The 24,969-nt window shown below is 63.1% G+C and carries 24 protein-coding genes; 12 read left to right on the plus strand and 12 right to left on the minus strand.

Features of this window, described 5'->3' with window-relative positions; all coding sequences use genetic code 11:
• Positions 1–305: 305 nt before the first annotated feature.
• Positions 306–1,616 carry an alpha/beta hydrolase gene (locus LMTR3_RS27155; protein ID WP_065748049.1) on the minus strand — a complete coding sequence of 437 codons (1,311 nt, stop codon included), beginning with the start codon at positions 1,614–1,616 and terminating at the stop codon, positions 306–308.
• A 292-nt stretch (positions 1,617–1,908) separates the two neighbouring features.
• Here LMTR3_RS27155 and LMTR3_RS27160 point away from each other — a divergent pair, with 292 nt between their 5' ends.
• On the plus strand, positions 1,909–3,279 hold the full coding sequence (locus LMTR3_RS27160; RefSeq protein WP_065748050.1) for an APC family permease: 1,371 nt from the start codon (positions 1,909–1,911) through the stop codon (positions 3,277–3,279).
• A 2-nt stretch (positions 3,280–3,281) separates the two neighbouring features.
• Positions 3,282–4,514 (plus strand): hypothetical protein, encoded by a 1,233-nt coding sequence (locus LMTR3_RS27165; protein ID WP_141686826.1) that lies wholly within the window; start codon positions 3,282–3,284, stop codon positions 4,512–4,514.
• 25 nt (positions 4,515–4,539) lie between these two features.
• Here LMTR3_RS27165 and yidD read toward each other — a convergent pair whose 3' ends face one another.
• Positions 4,540–4,893 (minus strand): membrane protein insertion efficiency factor YidD, encoded by a 354-nt coding sequence (gene yidD / locus LMTR3_RS27170; protein WP_065748051.1) that lies wholly within the window; start codon positions 4,891–4,893, stop codon positions 4,540–4,542.
• Between the two features lie 235 nt (positions 4,894–5,128).
• Here yidD and LMTR3_RS27175 point away from each other — a divergent pair, with 235 nt between their 5' ends.
• A complete protein-coding gene (locus LMTR3_RS27175; RefSeq protein ID WP_065748249.1) occupies positions 5,129–6,061 on the plus strand; it encodes a COG3904 family protein in 933 nt (310 codons plus the stop codon).
• Positions 6,062–6,194: 133 nt separating this feature from the next.
• Here the strand turns inward: LMTR3_RS27175 and LMTR3_RS27180 are convergent, their stop codons facing one another.
• A complete protein-coding gene (locus LMTR3_RS27180; RefSeq protein ID WP_065748052.1) occupies positions 6,195–6,644 on the minus strand; it encodes an iron-sulfur cluster assembly scaffold protein in 450 nt (149 codons plus the stop codon).
• Positions 6,645–6,887: 243 nt separating this feature from the next.
• Between LMTR3_RS27180 and folE the strand changes: the two genes are divergently transcribed.
• Together folE and hisI are read left to right on the plus strand one after the other, a co-directional pair.
• On the plus strand, positions 6,888–7,610 hold the full coding sequence (gene folE / locus LMTR3_RS27185; RefSeq protein ID WP_065748053.1) for a GTP cyclohydrolase I FolE: 723 nt from the start codon (positions 6,888–6,890) through the stop codon (positions 7,608–7,610).
• A 31-nt stretch (positions 7,611–7,641) separates the two neighbouring features.
• Positions 7,642–8,070 carry a phosphoribosyl-AMP cyclohydrolase gene (gene hisI / locus LMTR3_RS27190; protein ID WP_065748054.1) on the plus strand — a complete coding sequence of 143 codons (429 nt, stop codon included), beginning with the start codon at positions 7,642–7,644 and terminating at the stop codon, positions 8,068–8,070.
• Positions 8,071–8,091: 21 nt separating this feature from the next.
• Here the strand turns inward: hisI and LMTR3_RS27195 are convergent, their stop codons facing one another.
• The 3 genes from LMTR3_RS27195 to mddA form a co-directional block, all read right to left on the minus strand.
• Positions 8,092–10,209, minus strand: coding sequence for an alpha/beta hydrolase (locus tag LMTR3_RS27195; RefSeq protein WP_065748055.1), 2,118 nt, complete (start codon positions 10,207–10,209; stop codon positions 8,092–8,094).
• A 4-nt stretch (positions 10,210–10,213) separates the two neighbouring features.
• Complete coding sequence (locus LMTR3_RS27200) at positions 10,214–10,831, minus strand: TetR/AcrR family transcriptional regulator (RefSeq protein WP_065748056.1); 618 nt, start codon at positions 10,829–10,831, stop codon at positions 10,214–10,216.
• Positions 10,832–10,964: 133 nt separating this feature from the next.
• Complete coding sequence (gene mddA / locus LMTR3_RS27205; RefSeq protein WP_065748057.1) at positions 10,965–11,750, minus strand: methanethiol S-methyltransferase; 786 nt, start codon at positions 11,748–11,750, stop codon at positions 10,965–10,967.
• Positions 11,751–12,024: 274 nt separating this feature from the next.
• On the opposite strand from mddA, the gene LMTR3_RS27210 reads away from it, so the two are divergent.
• Together LMTR3_RS27210 and LMTR3_RS27215 are read left to right on the plus strand one after the other, a co-directional pair.
• Positions 12,025–13,044 carry a transglycosylase SLT domain-containing protein gene (locus LMTR3_RS27210; RefSeq protein ID WP_065748058.1) on the plus strand — a complete coding sequence of 340 codons (1,020 nt, stop codon included), beginning with the start codon at positions 12,025–12,027 and terminating at the stop codon, positions 13,042–13,044.
• A gap of 275 nt (positions 13,045–13,319) precedes the next feature.
• Entirely contained in the window at positions 13,320–14,495 is a 1,176-nt protein-coding gene (locus LMTR3_RS27215) for a DUF2336 domain-containing protein (protein ID WP_028349129.1), read from the plus strand.
• A 253-nt stretch (positions 14,496–14,748) separates the two neighbouring features.
• Here the strand turns inward: LMTR3_RS27215 and LMTR3_RS27220 are convergent, their stop codons facing one another.
• From LMTR3_RS27220 to LMTR3_RS27240, 5 genes are all read right to left on the minus strand, one after another.
• Positions 14,749–15,327 carry an Hpt domain-containing protein gene (locus LMTR3_RS27220; RefSeq protein ID WP_065748059.1) on the minus strand — a complete coding sequence of 193 codons (579 nt, stop codon included), beginning with the start codon at positions 15,325–15,327 and terminating at the stop codon, positions 14,749–14,751.
• 21 nt (positions 15,328–15,348) lie between these two features.
• Entirely contained in the window at positions 15,349–15,894 is a 546-nt protein-coding gene (locus tag LMTR3_RS27225; protein ID WP_065748060.1) for a response regulator, read from the minus strand.
• Between the two features lie 235 nt (positions 15,895–16,129).
• Entirely contained in the window at positions 16,130–16,909 is a 780-nt protein-coding gene (locus LMTR3_RS27230; protein ID WP_065748061.1) for an NAD kinase, read from the minus strand.
• A gap of 124 nt (positions 16,910–17,033) precedes the next feature.
• On the minus strand, positions 17,034–19,187 hold the full coding sequence (locus tag LMTR3_RS27235) for an adenylate/guanylate cyclase domain-containing protein (RefSeq protein WP_245320022.1): 2,154 nt from the start codon (positions 19,185–19,187) through the stop codon (positions 17,034–17,036).
• Between the two features lie 25 nt (positions 19,188–19,212).
• Positions 19,213–19,884, minus strand: coding sequence for a hypothetical protein (locus LMTR3_RS27240; protein ID WP_065748063.1), 672 nt, complete (start codon positions 19,882–19,884; stop codon positions 19,213–19,215).
• Positions 19,885–20,149: 265 nt separating this feature from the next.
• On the opposite strand from LMTR3_RS27240, the gene LMTR3_RS27245 reads away from it, so the two are divergent.
• Positions 20,150–21,724: a S10 family peptidase gene (locus LMTR3_RS27245; protein ID WP_065748064.1), complete on the plus strand. Its 1,575-nt coding sequence runs from the start codon at positions 20,150–20,152 to the stop codon at positions 21,722–21,724.
• Positions 21,725–21,913: 189 nt separating this feature from the next.
• Here the strand turns inward: LMTR3_RS27245 and LMTR3_RS27250 are convergent, their stop codons facing one another.
• Complete coding sequence (locus tag LMTR3_RS27250) at positions 21,914–22,450, minus strand: tetratricopeptide repeat protein (RefSeq protein WP_065748065.1); 537 nt, start codon at positions 22,448–22,450, stop codon at positions 21,914–21,916.
• A gap of 295 nt (positions 22,451–22,745) precedes the next feature.
• Here LMTR3_RS27250 and LMTR3_RS27255 point away from each other — a divergent pair, with 295 nt between their 5' ends.
• From LMTR3_RS27255 to LMTR3_RS27270, 4 genes are all read left to right on the plus strand, one after another.
• Entirely contained in the window at positions 22,746–22,994 is a 249-nt protein-coding gene (locus LMTR3_RS27255) for a His-rich protein BRANT (protein WP_141686828.1), read from the plus strand.
• Between the two features lie 211 nt (positions 22,995–23,205).
• Positions 23,206–23,628 (plus strand): hypothetical protein, encoded by a 423-nt coding sequence (locus LMTR3_RS27260; RefSeq protein WP_065748067.1) that lies wholly within the window; start codon positions 23,206–23,208, stop codon positions 23,626–23,628.
• 121 nt (positions 23,629–23,749) lie between these two features.
• Complete coding sequence (locus tag LMTR3_RS27265) at positions 23,750–24,040, plus strand: hypothetical protein (protein ID WP_065748068.1); 291 nt, start codon at positions 23,750–23,752, stop codon at positions 24,038–24,040.
• Between the two features lie 178 nt (positions 24,041–24,218).
• Positions 24,219–24,932: an outer membrane protein gene (locus tag LMTR3_RS27270; RefSeq protein WP_065748069.1), complete on the plus strand. Its 714-nt coding sequence runs from the start codon at positions 24,219–24,221 to the stop codon at positions 24,930–24,932.
• Positions 24,933–24,969 lie beyond the last annotated feature (37 nt).

A 24,969-nucleotide genomic window follows, 5' to 3' on the forward strand; every position in this document is an offset into this window, starting at 1 on the left:
GCAGGTAAGCGGGAAAGCAGGGGTATAGCAGGGGATTCGGCCCCTGCAATCGGGCAATTTCGCGAAATAGGCTATGATGGCAGGGCCGCGAGGCAAACATCTGGCCCCATCGTCCGGGAAAGAATGCTTCTCCGTCACGGCGACGTGCGCGGAGCCGCTCGGCATCAGCGCCGTCAAATCAATGAAACTCATAACAAGCGATGACAAATAATCCGGTATCGCGTCCTTTTCTTGGCACGGCTCATCTTGGCACGGCCCACAGGTGATCCTGAACCCAGGAAGGTCTAATCGCGGCGGCGAAGCCGTTACCGGTTTGCGTAGGGGACACTCGCAACCCGGGTCAAAGCCGGCGTCGCGGCCATCTTGATCAGCACGTCCTTGACCGGATGCTCGGTCCAGGCCTGCGTCACGTAATCGCGATGGGTAACGCCATCAGGCGTCTGCACGAACACGACGCTGCCGGGACGCAGCGGCCCGTCCATGCTCTCGGTGACGGTGATGCCCCTGTCGCGGAGCATCTGTATCAGCTCCAGATCGTGCCGCTTGGTGTAGCGGGTGTATGCGCTGACAAAGAAGCCGGTCCGGTTCTTCTCGATCCAGGAAGCGAACTTGTCGAGTTCGCCGTAGACGGCATCGAGCAGGAACACACCGCGGACCCGGTTGGAAAGGCCGCCGACCTCGAGGCTCCACGCGGTCGGCAGGAAGCCGCCGCTATAGCCGACGATCACGATCGGCATGTTGGCGAACGCCTGCGCCGACTTCGGATCGCCGTGGAGGCGGGCAAGGTGGCTTGCTGACTCCTCGATGAACCGCTTGAAGCCGCCCGGCTGCCAGAACTTGCCGGCCGAGGAGTCCGCGGCGTTGACGGCCATTTGCGGGGCGAGCAGCACGGCGTTGACGCCTGAATCGGAGATCTGCTGCGGCACCAATTGGCGGTCGCGGACGTCGCGTTCCAGCGTCGCGCCGTTGCCGTGGAAGAACACCACGATCACGCCCGGCTTCCTGACATCGAACGTCTCGGGCACATGTACCAGGACGCGGCTGTCGTTGTAGGTCTCGTCCTGCCAGTAGACCTTGCCGCTGTAGCTGCGATGGCCCTTGCGGTCACCTTTGACGATGTTGAGGAACGGTTCTTCCGAGCGCGGATTGGTGCCGAAATAGGGAAAGGCGGAGGATTTCATGCTGACCAGCGTGGTCAGCTCTTCACGCTCATTGCGGGGTAGCGTCAGCGTTGGCGTCAGCGAGGCGACCCGCACCGGCTCGGTACGCACCGCGCGCGGCTGCGGCGCCAGTGCGACCTGGCGCTGGACTTGCGGCAGGCTTTCATCCGCTGTCGGGAAACGGTCGGCGAATTGCGGCTGGGGGAAACGGTCGTCGAACGTGTCGGCGGAAGCCTGCGGCTTGGCGGCCCGGGATTTGGCGCCATCCGTGTTCGCCGCCAGCATTTCCGGGGTCGGCGCGTTGCCGCATTGAACCAGGGCGAAGGATAGCGGCACGACCAGCGCGGCCATCGCGGCCCAGTGCCATCGAAGGGGCAGCGCACGGCGCGGCATGGCCGGACACGTCGCCCGGCTGGCGCGATCAACTGTCGGGAAATTCGGATTAGCTCCGACCATCCACCCCAATGCCCCAAGATCCACCGTCAACCGGCGTAAGCTCGCACGCGTTTAGGCGACGTTAAGCGTCCGGAAAACTCCCGCATCCGGAAGCCCTGAGCAGACCATGCAATCATGTCGCGATTGTGGGACCGCCACGATGTCTTCGCAATCCAGTAATGGCACGGTGCACCTGGAGGTATCATGCAACCTATTTTGTGTCTCAATTTAAACCCTTGTTAACATTGCTTGAATTGAGGAGCGTCAGCCTGCACGATGAGCTCGCGGCTGGGCGCTGAAGGTACGGTCCGAGATGGCGGCATCAGAAACGGGAAGCCCGGCTTGGCCCGGCTCGCGGTCCGGCAGCGGCTCCAGCGTTTCGGCCTTGGTGGCGATTGCCATCGTGGTTGCCGATATGGTCGGTGTCGGCGTCTTCACCAGCCTCGGCTTTCAGGTCAAGGACATCCCCTCGGGCTTTTCCATCCTGCTGCTGTGGACGGTCGGCGGCATCGTCGCGTTGTGCGGGGTGTTTTCCTACGGCGAGCTTGGCGCGATGTTTCCGCGCTCGAGCGGCGAATACAATTTTCTTGGCCGGGCCTATCACCCGGCCTTTGGTTTTGTGGCGGGCTGGGTGTCGGCAACCGTCGGCTTCGCCGCGCCGGTTGCGCTCGCCGCCATGGCGTTCGGCGAGTACGGCAAGTCGGTATTTCCCAACGCGCCGCCTCTGGCGCTTGCCGTCGGCGTGGTCTGGCTGGTGTCGCTGGTGCAACTCGCCGGCATCAGGCACTCCTCGACCTTTCAACTGGTCGCCACCATCCTGAAGGTGGTGCTGATCGTAGCCTTCCTGGTCTGCGGCTTCGTTATCGGCACCGCGCAGCCGGTTTCGTTTGCGCCATCGGCGTCCGACTTCAGCCATATCGTCAGCGCACCGTTCGCGATCAGCCTGGTGTTCGTGATGTATTCGTTCTCAGGGTGGAACGCGGCAACTTACATTATCGGCGAGGTGAGGCTGCCGGAGCGCAACGTGCCGCGGGCGATGCTGGTCGGAACACTGATCGTGCTCGTGCTGTATGTCGCGCTCAACGCCGTGTTCCTGCATACCGCGCCGATCGACAAGCTTGCGGGCCAGCTCGACGTCGCCCGCATCTCCGGCAGCTACATCTTCGGCGAGCTCGGCGGCCGCATCGTCGGCGCGATGATCTGCTTCGGGCTGATCTCCTCGATCAGCGCTATGATGTGGATCGGGCCGCGCGTCATGATGACGATGGGCGAGGACATTCCGGTGCTGCGGCCGTTCGCCGGCCGGTCGGCCAGCGGTGCGCCGGCCTACGCCATTCTGTTTCAGCTCACGGTCGCGAGCCTGATGCTGCTTACGCGCAGTTTCGAGGCGGTGCTCGACTTCATCCAGTTCGCGCTGCTGTTCTGCTCGTTCTTTACCGTGCTCGGGGTGATCAAGCTGCGCATCACGCAGCCCGACCTGCCACGGCCCTACCGTGCCTGGGGATACCCGGTAACCCCTGTGGTTTTCCTGCTCGTGACCGGGTTCATGATGTACTACCTCTTGACCGAACGTCCCTTGCAGTCGCTGCTGGGTCTTTTGATCATGTTTTCAGGTCTCTTGATTTACGCCGTCTTCCGCAAGCGGGCAGATCAAGTCGCCGTGGCCGCAACGGGCCGCGAATGAGCATGCTGCATTGTCTGAGAACGGCGATGCTTGCTGCTGTCATGCTGCTGGCGGCCGTGGCTGCCGTCCGCGCCCAAACCGCAACGGTGGACGACACCGCGAAATTTCTCGCTGGCCTGATGCCCTCGGCGGACTCAGCCCTGGCGCCGCTTACCAAAGATCCTGCCTGGCAACGGCACGCCAAATTCTTCGACACCGCGTTCGGCCAGCTCGAGCAGCGCCAATTGTCGCGGATCCGCGCCTGGGCGGACACCAATCTGGCGGCGCCGCGACCGACCATGTTCTACATGTTCTCAGGTCCGGACTTCATCTATGCGAACGCCTTCTATTCCAAGGCGTCGACTTATGTGCTGAGCGCGCTGGAGCCGGTCGGCTCGGTGCCCGATCTGACAAGACTGCCGCGCGGCGGCATCGCGTCGGCGCTCTACAATGTCGAGCGCTCGCTCGAATCGATCCTGAGCTTCAGCTTCTTCATCACCAAGCAGATGAAGACCGATCTGCAGGCGGGCCAGATCAGCGGCACGCTGCCGATCCTCTACGTGTTCCTGGCGCGCTCGGGCATGACTGTGAGGGAGGTCAGCCCGATCTCGCTGGACGACACTGGCGCGGCGTATTTCGCAGGCGAAAACCCTGGGCCAAACGCCGTGCGCGGCGTGCGCATCATCTTCGCTGGCCCCGAGGGTCAGGAAAAGACGCTGTATTATTTCTCGACCGATCTTTCCAACTCCGGCGTCAAGGCGAGCGGTTTTCTGAAATTCTGTGCGACGCTCGCGCCCGGCAACAGCCTGATCAAGAGCGCGTCCTATCTGCTGCACTCCGGCAACTTCACCACCGTGCGTAACTTCCTGCTCAACAACAGCGCCACCATCATCCAGGACGATTCAGGAATTCCGCTGACTTATTACGGCACGAAGAAATGGCGCTTGTTCCCGTTCGGCCGCTATCTCGGACCGATCGACGAATTCCCGGGACGCTACCAGGAGTCCTATGCGGCACTCTTCCGCCGCGCACAGCCGGTCGATTTCGGCATCGGCTATCGCTGGCGCACGCCGGAAACGAATGTGCTGCTGTCGGTGAGATTGCCGGACGATGGATCGCCCGCTATCGACGCCACGGCGTCGGCGGAGGCGCCACCGCCACCGCGCCCACGCAGGCCGCGGCCGCCTGCGAATATCGGACCGCAGCAATGGGGCGGACCACAGCCATGGGGCGGTGGGTTCTTCGTCTGGCGCTAAGCCGCAATCGCTGCAAGCGTCGTACTCAGGAAGCGTTGACGCCGCGCCACCGTCCGTAGCGCCACGGCAGGTACCATCGCGCACCCGCGGGCGTCGTAAGCGGCACGTTGTCGATCCCGGACGTGCCCCAGGGATGGCAGCGCAACAGCCGCGCCAGCGTCATCCAGCCGCCGCCCCACAAACCGAAACGTTCGATCGCTTCGTCGCCATACACCGAGCATGTCGGCAGATGCCGGCAGTTGTAGCCGACCAGCAGCGACAGCGAATGCCGATAGATCCATATCAGCGTGCGTCCCGCATTGCGCGGCAGACGACGGGCGATGCTGGCACAATCCGTGCATTGTTTTTGCTGTGACGATGAAGGACCTGCCGATGCCATGCAGCACAATATACGTAGTCTTGCGGGGGTTCCCAAGCAAGGAACTCAATTCCTGCAGATATTTAGCCACACTTAGGAATTATCGCACTGCAATGCGGCGTACCAAGCCAAGGTATTATGGACGACACACGTCAGCACAGTTACCGTTTTCATACGGATCGATGACAGAATCATCTCGCGCTAAAACGGGGCCATTGCCACTAGTCGTAAACGGGGCTTGGGGGAAGGAACCAAATTGAGGTTTGAGACGTCGCTGAAAATTCGCGGCTGGGCCCTTCTCGGTGCCACCGCCTTTTGTCTCGCATTGCCGGGCGCGATCACGATGCTGGGTAACTCGGCGTATGCCGGTGGTACCCTCGAAGAACGCAAACAGCCGATGCATTTCAAATGGAATGCATGCCAGCCGGATTGCAGGGGCTGGGTCTCGGCCGTCGGCATCGTCACAGCGGATAGTCCGCGGGAGTTCGACGAATTCGCCAAGAGTCGCCAGCTCGCCGGCGCGACCATTGTGCTGGATTCCAGCGGCGGCTCGGTCAACGATTCCATCGCGCTTGGCCGGCGGTTCCGCAGTCTCGGCGCGCTGACGACCGTTGGCACCACGGTGCGCACGAAGACCCCGCAAGGCGAACGCGTGCGCGTCGTGCCGGAAGCCCATTGCGAGTCGATGTGCGTGTTCCTGCTGCTGTCGGGCAAGACACGTTACGTGCCGCCCGCCGCACATGTCCGCGTGCACCAGATATGGATGGGCGATCGCGCCGACGACGCCAGGGCCGCCAGCTACAGCGCGCAGGATCTGATGATCGTGCAACGCGACATCGGCCGCCTCACGAAATACACTTTCGACATGGGCGGCACCGGCGATCTGCTGTCGCTCGCGCTCAGCGTGCCGCCGTGGGAAGATCTGCACGAATTGTCGCGCGGCGAGTTGCGCCTGGCCAATCTGGTCACGACCGATGCGGTCGCCGATGTGTTCCCGCAGGACAATGCGTCGGTGCCGATGGCCGAAGCAAAACCTTCCAAGCCGCAGGATCGCTTCGTCAGTTCCGTGACGGAGGGCGACGCGCAGTCGCAGGCGGGCAAGTCGACCAAGACCGCCGAAGCCGCGGTTCCGACCGGCGGCGCTGCGCCGGCGCAGCCAGCTCAGCCGGCTCAGCCGCAACAGAAATAGGCTGCATCCCAACAGACGGTGTCATCATCCGCGAAAGCGGATGATCCAGTCCGCCGTGGCGGTGGTGATAAATCGAGAATTCCCGGCGTAATGGATACCCCGCATTTCGCGGGGTACGACGGCAGTACTGGGCCTACACCTGCGCCGGCTGCTTTGCCTTGGCTTCGATCTGGCCGATGGCGTCGACCACGGCGTCGAATGTCAGCATGGTCGAGGCGTGGCGGGCCTTGTAGTCGCGAACCGGCTCCAGCAGGGCGATGTCGGCCCATTTGCCCTGCGGGGGACCGCCGTTTTCCTTCAACATCTTGCGCACGGTTTCTCGCAATTCACGTAACTCGCTGGCCGTCGAGCCCACCACATGGCTTGCCATGATCGAGGAGGAGGCTTGTCCGAGCGCGCAGGCCTTCACGTCATGGGCGAAGTCGCTGACCACGGGCCCGTCCATCTTGAGGTCGACCTTGACAGTCGAGCCGCACAGCTTGGAGTGGGCGGTGGCGCTGGCGTGGGGGTCGGGAAGGCGACCGAGGCGGGGGATATTGCCCGCCAATTCAATGATCCGCTTGTTGTAGATGTCGTTCAGCATGAGAATCGGTGTCCCGGGCGGCGATCCGAGCGCCCTTGGCGGCTGGGTTTCATCGTCCTATATATGGACAGGAACGGCGGAAAAACAGCCCGGCCGTTTGCCGTAGGCGGACGGACATGGACCAGACATGGAAACCAGTTCGGCTGTCCGCGTGTTTGGATGGGACTCAGGCGCCCGGCGGCAAAACCGCCCCGTCTGCCCGGTGACACTCCGGTCTCTGCAGGCCGGTCGAACGGAGAAGACATGGACGCATTGATCAAATCCCTCCGCCCTGGCAAGCCTTCCGATTTGAAGCCTTCCGAAGTGAAATCGCCCGATGTGGCCCCCGAAGCCCGCCCGGCCGAGCTCGATCCGGCCGAGTTCCTGGCCGCTGCCGTCCGCGCCGACCTGCCGCGCCCGTCGCGCGCCGAGGCCGAGCATGCCGTGCACACGCTGCTCAGCTATATCGGCGAAAACCCCGATCGCGAGGGTTTGCTGGATACGCCCCGCCGCGTGGTCGAAGCCTTCGACGAGCTCTATCAGGGCTATCATCAGTGCCCGGCCGAGGTGCTGGACCGCACCTTTGGCGAAACCGCCGGCTATGACGATTTTGTCCTGGTCCGCGACATCGAGTTCACCTCGCAATGCGAGCATCACATGATGCCGTTCTACGGTAAGGCGCATATCGCCTATACGCCGGTGGAGCGGGTGGTCGGATTGTCGAAGCTGGCGCGGCTCACCGATATCTTCGCCCGCCGCCTGCAGACCCAGGAGCACCTGACGGCCCAGATCGCTGCCGCGATCGACGAGGTGTTGAAACCCCGCGGCGTTGCCGTGCTGATCGAGGCGGAGCATACATGCATGTCGGTGCGCGGCGTCGCCAAGCATGGCGCGATGACGTTCACCAGCCGGTTCACCGGCATGTTCCGCGACAACCCGGCGGAGCAGCAGCGTTTCCTGTCCCTAGTGCGAGGGTCCAACCGGTAGCCTCGCCGAAATTTCTCCGCGAGGCCCTATCGTGTCCACATCCGCAACGATCAATGAACGCGAAGAGGGGCTGACCTTCCAGCCCAAGTTCGACGCGTCCGGTCTCGTGACCTGCGTGGCGACCGATGCCGCGACCGGCGACGTGCTGATGGTCGCGCACATGAACGAGGAAGCGCTGCGCAAGACGATCGAAAGCGGCGACGCCTGGTACTTCAGCCGGTCCCGCAATGCGTTGTGGCGAAAAGGTGAGACGTCAGGTCAGACCCAGCGCGTGGTCGAGATGCGCGTTGATTGCGATCAGGATGCCATCTGGATTCGCGTCGAGCAGCAGGGCGCTGCGTGTCACACCGGGCGGCATTCCTGCTTCTACCGCAAGATCGACGCCGCCGGGGGCAGTACGCTGCTGACGTTCGTCGATGCCGACCGGCAGTTCGATCCGAACAATGTTTATCGGAAATAACTGGCGTCGGTTCCGGGCTGGTCATGCCAACAGTTCACCGATCATGGCGGCTGCGCGTCTCGCACCATCGGCTTCGACCGGTTTCGGTCTATCCGGCCTCGACATGGCCAACATCATGGCGTCGGCAATCACATCGGGGGTCGACGAAGCGAAGTCCATTTGGATGCCTGCGCCATAGCGGCGGAGCCGGTGGGCGACATGAAAGTTCTGCTCGAAATGGTTTCGCAGCGGAAAATAGATAAACGGCGTCCCGGCGGCAGCGAGTTCCATGCAAGTCGTGAGCCCGCCCTGAACCAGCGCCAGGTCACATGCAGCAAGATGCCGGTCCAGATCGGCGACGAACGACCGTATCTCGACGCCCTCCGGCGCACGCAGCGACGCCGGATCAATGCGGGGACCGGCGACCACCACCATGCGCAACGCCGGCAGCTTGGCTTTCACGATGGGATAGGCCTGCAAGACGCGCTTGATCAGGTGAGCCCCGATCCCCGATCCGCCGACGGTGACAATGCAAACCTGCTCGCCATTCCGGTAGCCGAGCGCTTCGCGAAGAAATTGGCGGCTGCCGAAGGTTTGGGGGTGCTCGCCGATGACGTAGCCGGCGAAATCGAAGTGCCTCGGTACCCAATCCCGCATCAGGGGCAGATCCGCACCGAACGATAGTGGCACCACGTCTTCAGGGTGGCCCACGAAAATCGCCCGATCGCGCACGCCAGGATGCCGCTCGATATGCCCGATCATCTCGGCATTGTAGTCGGCCGTCAGCAGCGCCTCACGTTTGCCGCCGGACGGCATCGGCACGTAGCCGACGAAGTCGGTCAACCAGACGAGTTTTGCCGTTTTCAGCTCGGGATGCTCGTGCCAGTAGTGATCGATATCCCAGGCCTCGTCCGCAATTACGATGTCGTAAGCGCCTTGCTCGACGGCGTCCTGGAAGATCATGAAGTTCTTGATCAGCACCTCGTCCATGCGGCGGAGCGCCTGAAAGCAGTGCAATTCGTGTTCGCCGCTTTCGAGCTCGATATGCCGCGTTTCACTCGCCAACTTTGCACTTAGCGGATGGACATGCTCGTTCCCGGCCTCCAGCAGACGCGTGACCGGATCTTGCGCCAGCCAGTCCACCGTGAGGTCAGGATGAAGCTTGCGCAACTCGCGGGCGATGGAGATGTCGCGGCGGCCATGGCCGAGGCCGATCGGCGAGGAAAGATAGAGGGCGCGCTTCTGGCGTGCGCTGTGCGGCAAGGCCTCACGTGAAGGCGGGCGGATGGCGAGCCGGCGATCGATGAAGTCGGTGATCAGCGCGTTCGCCTTGGCCGGATACCGGCCGAGAGGGTTATGACCGCCGCCTCCTATCGTTACGAACTCCGAGCCGCTCACCGCGGCGTGGGCCGCCCGGGCGCGCTCATAGGGCTGAATTTGGTCGTTGTCGCCGTGGATGAACAGAACCGGGCAGCGGATGCTGCGATACATTTCCGCGCTGACATCGAATTGGGGAGGAATGTTTCGCGCTTCGACGGTTTTGATCAGGGTTGGTCCATCCGTCTCGGCAGCCCAACCGACCCCGTCCTCGATCTGTTTGGTCGAATGCGGCTCGCTGCAGATGTTGCGAACGAAGAACTCCGCGAAATCAGGGTAACTCGTCAGCCAATAGTCACGGTTGAACTTGTTCCAGCCGTCGTAACTGTCTCTCTCGGCGAGAAAATGCGAGGCCGCAAATCGTTCCTGGTGCGCAGGTCCGATGGTCGAGACCGTGCCGGCGAGGATGGCCGCCCGCACACGCGTCGGATGATAGGCGGCGAGAATGGAAGCGAGCAACCCGCCGAACGAAAGTCCGACCAGGATAGCTTGCTCCATCTCGAGGCCGTCCATCACGGCAAGCGCGTCAGCGACGTAGTTGTCGATCGTGTAGGCAGTGACGTCTTCCGGTCGATCGGATTTGCCGTTGCCGCGGCCATCATAGGCGATGCAGCGGAAACGTTCGCTGAAGTAGGGAAGCTGCGCCTTGTAGATTCGCGAGTGGACGATGCTCCATGGCGGGATAAACAGAATGGTTTCCGCGCCGGCGCCGTAGCTTTCGTAAGCGAGTTTCACGCCGTCGCGGGCGATGAAACCCTCGCTGTCCGCCAGCTTTGCTCGCATGCTGTCACCCTTTTTCCGGTGAAGATCCTTCCGCAATCCGAATGAGGTCGCCGACGCGCCGCAGCGACGCCCGTATCGGCGAGCCTTTTTTCTCCAGTCCCAGCAGGAACAGGCTTTCGCCGCCGATGAAACTGGAGGCGGCGATCGCGCCGACCTCTTCGGCCGAGAACGGGCCGAGCGGCCCGATCATTTGTTCGGTCCTCCGTGCCACGCCCACGATCAGGTCGATCCAGCCCATGAGGCCGGCTCGGATCACCTTTGCTACTTCCGCGTCATGCCAGCTCACCGCGATCAGCTCCTGCAGCACCCGCACGTAGCCCGAAGCGATATCCTCATCGAGGTAGTCACAGGCGCGGGACCACTGCTCGGACAGTTTTAGCGATGGATCTTCGAACAGCCTGTTCTGCCGGTCGAGCAGTTGAGCATTGAGATACTCGAACAGCTCCAGAACCATGTTCTGCTTGGAGCCAAAATGGTAGTGGATCTGGCTTAGGGGCACGGCCGCTTCTGCAGCGACTTCGCGAGTGGAAAGTCCGGCATAGCCGGCGCGGCGCAACACCTTCTTGGCAGCTTCGAGCAAGCTCGTGCTGGTTTCGATCTTCTTCACTGCCGCGCGCGCCATGGTACCTCATGATGTGATGGAAGCGTCAAAGACGCTACATGCATTCCGGTTGAGAAGGCCAGCCTTGCCGTTTCAACCCTCTACCGGCCGGAAAACCGATGCCCGGACTGGGCCGGGCACTGTGAAACAAATGTCACCCGACCTTCGCCTTGTTTCGCGGCAGCGGGATCAGCATCGAGACCTGCTGCCGGTAGCGGCGGTACTGGTCGCCGAACAGCGCTATCAGGTCGCGCTCCTCCAGCCATATGCCGATCAGGATGTAGCCGGTGGTGGCGATGGCGAACACCAGATGACCGACCGTCATCGTCGGCGTCGCCCAGAACGCAAGCAGGAAGCCGAGATAGAGCGGATGCCGAACGACCTTGTAAAGCATCGGCGTTTTGAACTCGGCCGGAGGCAACTCGCGGCCGAGAAGCCGCGCCAGCACCTGGCGCAAGCCGAACAGCTCGAAATGGTTGATCATGAAGGTGCTGGCGAGCACCACCGTCCAGCCGATCCAGGAAATCGTCTGAAGGACAATTGCCGCAACCGGATCAGTCGCCGACCAGATGATGGCTGTCATCGGCCGCCATTGCCAGTAGAGCAGGAGCAATGCGAGGCTGGCCAACAGCACATAGGTCGTGCGTTCAACGGATTGCGGCACGATTCTTGTCCACCAGCGCTTGAAGGCGGGACGCGCCATCACGCTGTGCTGGATTGCGAACAGGCCGAGCAGGACGACATTGATGAGCAGCGAAGGAACGAGCGGCCCGGCGGTGCCGCTGTCTATGGTCTTCGGTACCGGCAAGTTGCCTACAAAGGCAATCGCATAAAGAAATGTACCGAGAAACAGCAGGTACGTCAGCGTGCCGTACAGCACAGCCGTCAAGCCGCCGGTTATGGTCTTTGCGGGAGGGGAGTGGAGTACATGGTCTGTCATGATCTTGATCCTCTCTGGGAAGACTGCGAAAGGCCTTGCTTTCAGTCGGACGGTCGTGATTGCCCGGAATTTCTCCTCGTCTGCGAGCCGGTCAGATCCAACGTCAAATATTCAGTCGGTCGAACGACCGAAAAGTTCATTCCTGCTTTATGTTGGAAATGCGGCATTTTAACCCGGCATTAACCATAAAGGTCGCAGGCTGGGTCGGTGAGGCGCCGGATTGGCGGCGTTCACGAGCCCGCGAGGTTTCGCGAGGAGCGGGGGCACCACAGATATGGCGGTCGACACATCAAGCGCCACGGCTGCGGCAGGTGTCGATCCCGCGCGCGCGAGGATCGCGGGCTCGATCAGGCAGGCCGCATCCACGACCGGCGCCAGCTTCGAATATCTGCTCGCCACCGCGAAGATGGAATCCAATTTCAACCCGAAGGCCGCCGCAACCACCTCGTCGGCGCGCGGCCTGTTTCAGTTCATCGACCAGACCTGGCTCGGCACGGTGAAGGAGGCGGGTGCCCATCTCGGCTACGGCAAATATGCCGACGCCATCACCAGAAATCCGTCCGGCAGCTATTCGGTCGACGATCCCGCGGCACGCGCCGCGATCATGCGGCTGCGCGACGATCCCGACGCTGCCTCATCGATGGCGGGGGTGCTGACGCAATCCAACAGTTTCAAGCTGACCGGCAAGATCGGGCGCCGGCCGACCGATGCCGAACTCTACATGGCGCATTTCATGGGCGTCGGCGGCGCCGGCAAGCTGATCCAGAACGCCGAGGACAATCCGAACGCGTCAGCCGTGCAGATGTTTCCGAACGCTGCGGCGGCCAATCAATCGATCTTCTACGACCGTTCGGGGCAGCCGCGCAGCGTCTCGCAGGTCTATTCGGTGCTGAGCACGCGCTATGCGGCTGCCACCATTTCGCCGGTGACGCGCACCGCAATGGCGGCGGCCGGCGGCGATCTGCCACGGCGCGTCACCGTCGCGAGCGCCGCACGCAGCGCGATGGCGATCGACAACGCAGCTTATCTGTCGAGCTTTCCGGATCAGCGCGCGGTGACTCCAGTGGCGGCAACGGCGCAGGCCGCTTCGGCGTCAACGGAGCCGATCTTCCGCTCGCTGTTCCAGGCCGGCGAACGTACGCAGCCGATTTCGCCGGCGGTGCAGGAATTGTGGGGCAGCAATTCGTCGCCAGTTGCCTCCGCGAGCACCGCATTGTCGGGACATAAGCCCGAAGTCCGCGCACCCGGAAGACTCGATCTCTTCAGCGACCGCAACGGCACGTTCAGTAGCTGATGTTGTAGCGGCATGTTCGACGGCTCACCCCTCATGGTGAGGAGGCGCGTTAGCGCGTCTCCAACCATGCGGCCCCAGTCGGGCCTTCATCCTTCGAGACGCACGTTCCGCGCTCCTCAGGATGAGGGTAGCTCAGTAGCCCGCCCTCGCACCCTTAACAAAACGTCAATAAAACCAGCCGTTTATGGTGAACCCTTTGTTAAGCCTCATGGTTTATTTTTTCTAATAGTGGCACCGCGTCACGGTGTCGTTTCAGGTTGCGTAAAGCCAGGACCATGATCGTTCGGCAGTTCATCAGTTGGATTCGTACCGCTCCGGCAGGCGAGCGGGCAGAGGCGACGCGGGCATTGGCGCGGGCCTGGTTGATTTCAGATCTCAGCGAAGACGATCGCATCGCCGCCGAAGGCGCGCTGTTGATGCTGCTCGATGATCCGTCGCCGCTGGTGCGCCAAGCGATGTCGGAAGTCTTCGCGCGCAGCTCGGATGCGCCGGCCGCGATCGTGCAGGCGCTCTCGCTCGACCAGCCTTCGATCGCGCTTCCCGTGCTCGAACATTCGCCGCTTCTGATCGACGCCGACCTGGTCGACATCGTCGCCACCGGCAACAGCGACACGCAATGCGCCATCGCCCGCCGCATCAACCTGCCGCCCTCGGTCTCCGCCGCGATTGCCGAAGTAGGTTCAGCCGCCGCGGCGCTCGAACTGATCGAGAACGCCTATGCGGAATTGGCGCCGTTTTCCTGGGACCGTATCGTCGAACGTCACGGCCATCTCGCCGCGATCAGGGAAGCGATGCTGGTGCTGGAAGGCTTGCCGGCTGCCACCCGCGCGGCGCTGGTCGCGAAACTCTCCGAGACGCTGGCGCAATTCGTCGTCGCGCGGAACTGGCTGAGCGCCGACCGGGCAGGGCGGCTGGCGAGCGAAGCGCGCGAGCGCTCGGCCGTAAATATCGCGGCGCGTTCGCGCGGCGATGACATGCTGGGCCTGGTGCGGCACCTGCGCGCCACCGGGCAACTGACCGCCGGCCTGATCCTGCGCGCGCTGTTGTCGGGCAATCTCGAACTGTTCGATGCCGCACTTGCCGAGCTGGCCGACCTGCCGTTGGCCCGCGTCACCGCGCTGCTGCACGACCGCGGCGGCGCCAGCCTGCAGGCGCTCCTGATCCGCGCGGGCCTTCCCGAATCCACGTTCGGCGCCTTCCGTATCGCGCTCGAGGTCAGCCGTGAGACCGGCTTTGTCGACACGATCGGCGGCGCCGCGAGGCTGCGCCGCCGCATGGTCGAGCGCGTGCTGACCCATTGCGAGACCGACCGCAAGGCCGCCGAGCCGCTCTTGATCCTGCTGCGGCGGTTCGCAACCGAATCCGCACGCGAGGAAGCCCGACTGTTCTGCGAGGAGCTGGTCGCCGACGAAGCGTTCGTGCCAGCCGTGCGCGATCTGATCGCGGCGTAAAGTTCGAGATCTCGTAGGGTGGGCAAAGTGAAGCGTGCCCACCATTCACAGCCTCAGATACGTCGTTGAAGATGGTGGGCACGCTTCGCTTAGCCCACCCTACGATCTATCTCACCGTCATTGCGAGGAGCGTGAGCGACGAAGCAATCCATCGTTCCGCGCATGCGGCGCGATGGATTGCTTCGCGGAGCCTGTCATCGGGCGGGCATTCGCCCGACCCGTTGGCTCGCAATGACGGGGAGAGAGCGGCAAGTCACTCCGCCGGCACGATGCTCGGCGCCAGGATCGCTTCGAGATGCTCGGGGCGGTCGCGGTTGACCTTGAGCAGGAATTCATCCGCGACGCCGCGGAGCTGATTGCTGAGCGTGCTCGCCATCGTGGCGGTGTCGAGCTTGGTGCGTTCGCGCACGATCGCCTGAATGGCATTGATGTGATGGGTGATCAGCTCGGGAGGGACCTGGTCGAGATCGGGTGCGTGTTCGATGATGCGGCACAGGCTTTCGGCGGCGGCGCCGGCGGAAGGGAAGCCGAACGTGGCGGCATCGCCCTTGATGTCATGGGCGGCGCGAAACAGCTCCTCGCGGTTGTCGATGGTGAAGCCGTCGCGGAGAATGGCCTCGTGCGCGGCCGAGAGCCGGTCCGCCTCGATCGTCATCCAGTTCTTGAATTCGCCGGATAGTCCTGCAAGCGCCTTTTCCGCGCGCCCGACAGGATCGTCGAGATCGGATTCGGGAACGCGCAGCAATACCTTGCGCAACGGATTGGGCTGCGTGATCACGTGATGATCGGCAAACGATTTGACCTGTATCGTCCCCGGCTTTTCTTTCGCCATGATGGTCTCTCCAGGCCCGCGCTAAACGTTCGACCGCGCCTTGTCGAGCAACGACGGTTGCTGCATCACTTCCATCTCGCCACCGACCCGCCGCTCGGGGCCGATATAGGCGTTGCTGGTGTTGCGCCGCCGGTCGGGGCCGAAATAGGTCTTGGTCTTGATGAAGGGGCGTGGGTTGGCGACGACGTTGAGGATGCGCTGATAGAGTCCCTTGGCCGAGATCGGCTTGGCCAGAAATTCGGTGACGCCGGCGTCACGCGCGACCGTGACGCGCCGCTTCTCCGAATGTCCGGTCAGCATGATGATCGGCGCGTAGGGGTTACCCTTCGATTCCGGCTGCCGGATCATCTGCGCCAGTTCGAGGCCGTCGAAGATCGGCATCGCCCAGTCGGTGATGACGATGTCGGGCACGTAGTGGCTGTACATTTCGAGCGCCGTGGCGCCGTCCTCGGCTTCATAGGCTTCGCGCGCGCCAAACGAATGCAGCAGCGTCCGCAGGATGCGGCGCATATGCGGATTGTCGTCGCAAATCAGAAACCGCAGCTTGTTGAAGTCAATGCGATACATGGTCCGGCCCGGCCAAACGGTATACTGGCGTTAACCATATCGCGGCGCCGGTTAAAGAATGGTTGCAAAACTAGCTCCTGAACTCGTCGTCCCTGCGAAAGCAGGGACCCATACTCCGTGACGACCGCTTTTGGAAAAGAGCGGCGCAACGGTCAGCTCGCAAAAAAACTGAAGCCGGTGGCTATGGGTCCCGGCTCCTGATGCGCAATTGCGCATAAGGGCCGGGACGACAGTGTTAATATCCGAACTGCTCGCGCAGGATGCGTTCCTCGAGGCTGTGGCCGGGATCGAACAGCATCCGCATCGAAATCGTCTTGTCGGACAACACCTCGACGCGGTGGACGTCGCGCACGTCGTCATGGTCGGCGGCGGCCGCGACCGGACGCTTTTCACCCTCGAGCACCTCGATCACCACAAAAGCGGAGTTCGGGAGGAGGGCGCCGCGCCAGCGGCGCGGGCGGAACGCGCTGATCGGGGTCAGCGCCAGAAGCGCGGCGTTGATCGGCAGGATCGGTCCCTGCGCCGACAGATTATAGGCGGTGGAGCCGGCCGGCGTCGCCACCAGGATGCCGTCGGCGATCAATTCCGCCATCCGCTCGTGCTCGTCGATCAGGATGCGCAGATGCGCGGCCTGGTTGGTCTGGCGAAACAGCGCGACTTCATTGATGGCGTGATGCAGATGCACTACGCCGTGCACGTCGGTCGCGCGCATCAAGAGCGGATTGATCAGGGATTCCCGCGCCGCCGCCAGCCGCGTATGCAAATCGTGCGTGGTGAATTCGTTCATCAGGAAGCCGACGGTGCCGCGGTGCATGCCGTAGATCGGCTTGCCCGAGCGCATGTGGGCGTGCAGCGTCTGCAGCATCAATCCGTCGCCGCCGAGCGCCACCACGACGTCGGCGTCGTCGGCGTCATGATTGCCGTAGAGCTTGACGAGCTGCGCCAGCGCGGTCTGCGCCTCGGCGCCTGCGCTCGCGACGAAGGCGATCCGGTCGTATCGCTTGGGGGTGGCCATCGGACGACGAACTCATACCTGGCGCCGGATTGCGCCGCGCTCGTCTATACACCTTGGACAGGCTTGTCGAGATGGCCGCGAGGGACTTTCGCGCCGGTAACCTAAACCGGCGGTCATCGGGCCGTCATTTTTCCTGCAACGTCCGGATCGGGTCCCAGTCGTCGCCCGGCGGGTTTTGGGCCAATTCCCGGGCCCGCGCGGCAAACAGCGATGCCGGCCGGTCGATATCGGCCGAACGGCCGAAACACTCGGCGGCGCGCGTGAACTCGCGGGCCCGCCAGTGCGCCAGCCCGTCGGCGTAGTTGGCGATCACCGTTTGCTGCTGGGGCGCCAGCCCCGCCGACAGCGCCAGCAATTGGTAGATTTTGAGCGCCTGGGTGCGCCCCTTGACCCTGATGGCGTCCAGTTCGCGCCAGGCGAAGGCTTGGCCGGCAAGCGCAACCGTCGTCTCGGACGCGATCACGGTGGTGCCGTAAAACTTGTTGGCGCCCTCCAGCCGCGAGGCCAGGTTCACCGCGTCGCTCATCACGGAGTAGTTGAAGCGCCGCCGCGATCCGAAATTGCCGACCAGCGCCTCGCCGGAATTGATACCGATCCGCTGCGCCAGCTTGCAGTCGCGAAACACGGTGGAGGAGGCGTTGAGTTCCACCAGTTGTGTGCAGCAGTCCAGCGCGGCGCGCGCCGCGTTCGCAGCATGGTCGGGATCGTCAGCCGGCGCGCCGAACACCGCCACGATGGAGTCGCCGATATATTTGTCGACATATCCGCCATGGCTCTCGATGACGTCGGTCATCGCCGAAAGATATTCGTTCATCAACTCCATCAGGGCGTCGGGCGACATCTTTTCCGCGATCAGCGAAAATCCTTCGATGTCGGAGAAAAACACCGTCACGTTGCGGGTTTCGCCGCCGAGCTCCGGCAATTTGCTCGACGACAGCATGCGGTTGATGACGTGCGGGGCGAGGTAGAGCGCAAAGCTCTTCTGCAGCAGGCGGCGGTCCTTGTCGGCGACGACGAAGCGAAAACCGATGGTGGCGGACAATGCGGCGAGGCTCGCAAGAATCGGTTCGACGAGCGGCAGCGCCAGCGCGTGGTTGAAGGCGACCGTCGCGCCGGCCACGCCGAGCACGATCATGCCCGTCCAGGCAGCGAACGCGATGACGGGCCGGAACAGCCAGGCGGCGGCCGCGGCGAGTGCGGCAATCAATGTCGCGATAAGCAAGCGGGGAAGCGGCCCAGGTTCAACCACGCCATTGCGTGCGATCAGGTTATTGACCGCGGTGGCATGGACATAGACGCCTGCAATCGTGCTCTTCTTGAAATTTGCGGTGACCGGCGTGCTCTCGGCCGTGCAGCGCGGGGTGCGCGCGCCTTCGATGCCGGTTGCGAAGCGCTTGGACGTGAAGCGGCGGTCCTCGATATCGAGGACGGTGCCGAAGATCACGACCTTGCCGCCGAACCAGCGCCGGAAGTAGTCCTTGTCGTTCTTGACGGCGCACGCCCGCAGATCGGCAAAGGAGAAGGTCGGAATGTCATCGCTGCCGCCTTCGAAATTCAGCGTCATCGTGTTCGGCACGCGGCCGGGAACCCGGTAGCCGGCGAGCGTCAGCCGGCCGCGCTCATCGAACTCGGGTGCAGCGCCGAGCGCCCGCGAGGCCAGTTCGACCGCCATCGCGGGCACCCTTGCCCCGTTGGCGGTGAAGCTCAGCGGCATGCGCCGCAGGATATCGTCGCTGTCGACGTGATCGTTGAGCGGGCGGATGTTCTGCTGCTGGCGCACCGCGACGCGCTGTCCCGGCGACGGCCCGACCGGTTGGTTGCCGCCCAGGACTTCTCCGAGCACCACCTTGCCGTTCGCCGTCGCTCCGGCGAGCGCGCGAAGAAAATCGCGGTCGAATCCGCGGACCTTTTCGCCGAGCGTGCCCTGGCCGAACGGTATCTCCGACTGCTCGATCGATTTCGGGATCACGATGTCGAAACCGGCGACCTTGGCGCCGCCTTCGAGCGTTGCGGACAGCACGCGGCCGATCTCGCCGGTCCAGGTCAGCATCGGCGCGTCCTTGAAAGGGGCGGTGCGCAGGCTCTCCTCGTCCATCGCGACGACGACCGCGGCCGAAGCGGCGGGATCCTGCCTTCGGCCAAACACCTCCCAGCGCAGCGCCGTGAGAATATCGATGGAGAGCCCGCGGATCGGTCGGGCCGCAGGAGAAACCGAGGCCGCCGCGCAAACCAGCGCGATGGCGGCGATCGCCAGCCTGTCGCGCGTGCTGCGTCTTATCCTCAAGCTGGACGGTCCGGCACGCCTATTGCAGCCGCAGCAGCCGGCCGACGATCGGTGTCGCGCCGGGCTTGGCATCTGCGTCCACCCGGAACACGATCTGCGATGACTTGAACGAAGCGGCGTAGAGACCGCCGGGAACCAGCGCGACGTTCTCGCTGGCAAAGTCGACGAAGCGTCCCTTGAGCTGGGTGCCGCCGAGGTCGATCTGCTGTCGTTCGCCCGCCGCGTCGAGACGTCGGATGATCAGCTTGCCGCGTCCCTTGGCTTCCACCAGCGGCGAGGCGCCGTAAAGCGTGAGCTGCGGCTGCGGCAGGGAAGCCGCCTTGTTGCTGTCGACGCTGCGCAGCACGGTGGCGGCGACGCCGCTGGTTTCGCGCGTGGTCACGTTGGCCTGGTTGGCATCGCAGTTCGTCTTCTCGGCTTTGACCTCGGCGAGGTGAACGGCGCTCTCCTCGGTGCCGACGACAACGGTGCCGGTGCCGCTGATTGTCTCGCGCCGGCACGACTTCAGGTAGCTCAGAATGACAGAGCCGCCGTCGCCGATCTTGATGACCGCTTTGGGCGTCACATAGTCCATGAATTCCGCACCGGTGACCTTGCCCTTGATGTCTTCGACCACCGCGGCCGGCGAATCTGCGGCCGCCGGAGAAGCCAGCGCCAGCAGGCCGAGACAAACAGCAATCGAACGTTTCATTCTAAGACCCCATAAAAAAGCGCAGGTTCGTTAGTCGCGCCAGCGCCCGAATGGTTTCATGGATAGATCAAAATATCTGGCCGGTAGGCCAGTGGAACCGACCGATATCACCTAACGGCCGCCGAGGACAACCATCGGGCGCAGTGCAGGGCATTCCAACTCTCTCACGCGATGCTGTCGGGATTGTGATTTCCGCGGGTTTCCTGCCCTTGTGTACCAACAGCGCTGTCGCAGTCGCGGGGCGCGCAGATTGGGAGTGAATGGCATGGCTTCTCGTTTTACGGCAACGCGTCCCATGCGTCTGGCCGCCGCGGTTCTGGTCCTGTGTTGCGCGACCGGCGTACGCGCCGAGGAGGCGAGTCCGCCGACTTCGCAGCCGCCCGCCGCAGCGACGCCATCGCCGTCTCCGTCGGGCCAGAAGGGCGAAGCAGGGCGGGGCCCCGCCGCGACGCCATCGTCGGCAGCCGAACAACATCGCCTGCCTCCGGATTCCACCACCCGGCAAACGCTGACGTTGCCCGGCCGCACGCTCAACTTCACCGCCACCGCCGGCTCGATCCGGCTGTTCGACGACAAGCGCGAGCCGCAGGCCGATATCGCCTTTACCTCCTACCAGCTCGACGGCTCCGATCGCGCAAGCCGGCCGGTGACATTTCTGTTCAACGGCGGCCCGGGCGCGTCCTCGGCCTGGCTGCAGTTAGGCGACGCCGGACCCTGGCGCATATCGATCACGGGTGAGGGCGCAGTGTCGTCGGCGACGCCCGATTTGCTGCCCAACGCCGAGACCTGGCTCGACTTTACCGATCTTGTATTCATCGATCCCGTCGGCACCGGATACAGCCGTTTCGTCGCGACCGGCGAGGACACGCGCAAGCGATTCTATTCCATCGACGGCGACGTCAGCGCCATCGCACTCGTGATCCGGCGCTGGCTGGAAAAGAATGATCGTCTGCTCTCGCCGAAATTCGTGACCGGCGAAAGTTATGGCGGCATCCGTGGACCCAAAATCGTTCGCAACCTGCAGACCCGGCAGGGCGTCGGCGTGCGCGGGCTGATCCTGGTCTCACCCTTGTTCGACTATCGCGATTTCTCCGGCTCGAGCCTGTTGCAGTACATGAACACACTGCCAAGCATGGCGGCGGTGGCACGCGAAGCCAAGGGACCGGTGACGCGCGCCGATCTCGCTGACGTCGAGCGCTACGCGCAAGGCGAGTTTGTGACCGATCTCGTCAAGGGGCAGGCGGACCGCGAGGCGGCGACGCGGCTTGCCGACAAGGTGGCCTCGCTCACCGGCATCGATCAAGCAGTGAGCCGCAGGCTCGGAGGGCGTTTCGAAGTCGGCGAGTTCCGCAGAGAATTCGACCGCCGCAACGGCCGTGTGACGGGACGTTATGACGGCTCGGTCTCAGGCTTCGATCCCTATCCGGATTCGAACTCCGCGCATTTCGGCGATCCTTCCGGCGATTCCCTGACGGCGCCGTTGACGAGCGCGGCCGTCGACCTCACCACACGCAAACTCAACTGGCGCCCCGATGGCTCGTATCACCTGCTTAACCCAGCCGTGTACAGGGCCTGGGATTTCGGTCGCGGTCCGGCCGAGTCGGTTTCGGAGCTTCGCCAGATTCTCGCACTCGACCCGAAAATGAAATTGCTGGTCGGTCACGGGCTTTTCGATCTCGCCACGCCCTATTTTGCCTCGAAGGTAATTCTCGATCAGTTGCCGGCCTATGCGCGATCGGACCGGGTCAAACTCGTCGTCTATCCCGGCGGCCACATGTTCTATTCGCGCGACGGCGCGCGCCAGGCATTCCGCGCGGAAGTTGAGAGGGTGATGAAGTAAATTCGGAAAGAAAAAAGCCGGCGCAGTCCTTGCAACTGCTCCGGCTTTTTCTTCGTCATTGCGAGCCAACGGGTCGGGCGAATGCCCGCCCGATGACAGGCTCCGCGAAGCAATCCATATCGCGGCATAACGGATAGATGGATTGCTTCGTCGCTACGCTCCTCGCAATGACGGGGAGAGAGCGGTGGCTCAGTACACCAATCCCGTCCCCGGCGGCTTTTCGAGCGCGGCGGCGAGCGAGCGATATTCCTCGCTTGAGGTGCCGGTGAGCTGCGCGATCCGGTTCAGGTGATATTGCGCCTGATCGCGGTTGCCCTGTTCGACCTGCCACAGGCCGTAATACTGCCAGGTCTTGACGTGGTTCGGATCGGCCTTCAGCGCGCGCTCGTACCAGATCTGCGAGACCTTGAAGTCGCCGAGCTTGCGATAGGAATAGCCGATCAGATTGGCGACGGCGGCCGAGTCGTCACGGCCGAGCGCCTTCAACTGCTCGATCGCCGACGCATAGTCGTGGCGTTCGTAGATCGCGGCGTAAGCAGCGCGATAGCCGTCGGCGAATGCGGTTTGTTCAATGGCCGGGCGGGCTTCGCTGGATTTCTTTTTCTTCTTCGGCGGCGGAGGCGGCTCGTTGTCGGGATTTGCGTAGACGGCGGTGACGACAGGAGCTGCCGCGAGCGTAAGCGACAACATTGCGAGCGTCAAAAGCCTGATCGCTAGTTTGTTCATGCATCTCTCCTGATGGCCTGTTCCACAATCCTACACCGAAGGCCGTTGATGTGAACACCCGGCAGTTGAGAACATTCCCGCCATCCGCCTTCGATTCTTCCGATTTTGGATTCTGCTGATTTGGCGGCCGCAGTTCGCGTTCAAAAAATGGCGAACCTGCCATGGAGATGAACGAAGTCCGCACGTTCGATTCAGGACGGGTTCACTGCGCCGTGCCTAACGTCGCACGCACGATCGGCGAGCCCGGCCATTCGGACCGGAGAGCCCGCAGGTCCCCATGGAAGAGGAGACAGCCATGCTCAAGACCTTTTCTGCAGCGCTCGTTGCCGTGTCCGTTCTCGCCGCGCCCGTGTTTGCCGGCACTGCGGGCAAGACCGCGCAAGCTCCGGTGAACAAGAGTACGCAGGTCACCAAGGCCGAGCAGGGAAAATCGAAGGCGCTGAACGCCAAGCACAATCGACATCATAGCCACAAGAAACAGGTTGGCCTCTCAAAGACGCCTGCCGCGGTCAAACCCGCCGCGCCGGCTGCCAAGCGCAGTTGAACCAGCGCGATCGAATCTGATCCGCCGGCGCGTTTCGCTTCCCCATTGCCCCCGCGTCGGCGGATATCGGACCAGCCCACGTGCCATTGCTTCCCCGATGGCCGTGGGCTGGTGCTGCTTCGATCTGTTCGGGACCAGTAACCGAGATGCGAATTCCATTTCGCCGCCGGGCAGTCTAAGAGACGGCCAACGGGGCGGGGAAGCATTTCGCTTGCGAAGTTCAGTCAAAATTGCGGCGGTGGTATTGTTGCCGCTCGCGCTGTCGGCCTGCGCCGCCAGTGACGAGAGCAAGCCGATCACGTTTACCGACGATCGCGGCGTCTCCAGCCAGCCTTTTCCGAAAAATTACCGCACGGAAGTGCTGGCGTTCCTGAAGACTTATCTCAATGATCCCGTCGGCGTACGCGGTGCCGTGATGGCCGAACCGATCGAGCGCGTGGTCGGCGGGCGGCTGCGCTATGTCGTCTGTCTCCGGTTCAGCCCGCGCGAATCCGACGGCGGCTACCGCGAGCCGCGCGAACGCGCCATCCTTTTTGTCGACGGCCGGCTCGACCGCATCATCGAAAACGGCGCGGAGCTCTGTGCGGGGCTGGCCTACGCGCCATTTGCGGAACTGGAGAAACTGACGCGCTAGATTTGCGCGCGCGCTGTGAGCCCCACACGAGAGTGGGATGCTTCGCGCCCATACACACTGTGCTCGGCCATTTATATCGTATACGATCTAATCGCGTGAAATATAGAGCGCAGAAAGAACGATGTCCCATCCCATCACACCTGACCGCCGCCGCTTCCTCGGCACCGTGGCAGCTACCCTTGCGGCCGCATGGTTTGCCATGAGCGGGGCGCTGTTCGCGCAGTCCGGCGATGCCGGGGCGCCGTCGTCGAAGCGGCTCGCTCTTGAAGGCGGACGGGTCTTGCCGCCAGCAGTCGCGACGACTGCCGGCGCGGGCCGTCATCTGATGTTCCCGAGAAGGAACCGTGAACGAAATCGGATCACTTTTCGGCGAGGGTTGAACCTTGCCTTAGTCATCCCGGACACCAGCTAAGCGGGGAAATCACTTCCTTAACCCGGGAAAAAGCCTGACGTGCGAGGGAACTAAAACGCTTTGTTGCTGTGCCATCACAGTGGCGCGCCATCCGGTCGCGGGCGTTTGCCGTAAAGCAACCTAAATGAAGTCACGTTGTTTGGATTGGTATCCGCGACGTTCGTAACGGGGAAATAGGATGAAGAAGATACTGCTCGGGGCTGCCGCGCTGGCCGTCATGGCGGCTCCAGCCTTTGCGGCGGATATGCCGCCCCGGCCGTACACCAAGGCGCCTGCCTATACGGCGCCTCAAGTCGTCTATAACTGGACCGGGTTCTATATCGGCGGCCATGCCGGTGGCGCCTTCGCGGGTGACAACTCCCTGCAGGGCAGCGACGCCCGCTTCCTCGGCGGCGTGCAGGGTGGCTTCGACTATCAGTTCGCGCCGAACTGGGTGCTGGGCGCCGAAGCCCAGTATAGCTGGCTGCCCAGCAACAATAATAACGGTGTGCTGTTTCCGGGCGGGACGCTCGTGACCTCCAACACCGATCAGATCGGCTCGGTGACCGGCCGGCTCGGCTACACCTGGGGTCCGGCGCTGCTTTACGCCAAGGGCGGTTACGCCTGGCGCGACAGCAACAATCTCGGCGTATCGGTGGCCGGGGTGCCCGCAGGCTTCACCACCAACGGCAACCACAAGGACGGTTACACCGTGGGCGGCGGCCTCGAATACATGTTCGCCCCGAACTGGTCGGCCAAGGCCGAGTACCAGTATTACAATTTCGGCGACACGACCTTCACGTCCGGTCCTGCCGATATCAACGGCCGGACCTTCCGCAACGACGAGCATACGGCCAAGGTGGGCGTGAACTACCGGTTCGGCTGGGGTGGTCCCGCTGGTTCCAAATATTGATACCGACTTTGGTATCCTGACGCGCAAGGGCCGGCTT

This window comes from Bradyrhizobium sp. LMTR 3 (assembly GCF_001693485.1).
Lineage (GTDB): Bacteria > Pseudomonadota > Alphaproteobacteria > Rhizobiales > Xanthobacteraceae > Bradyrhizobium.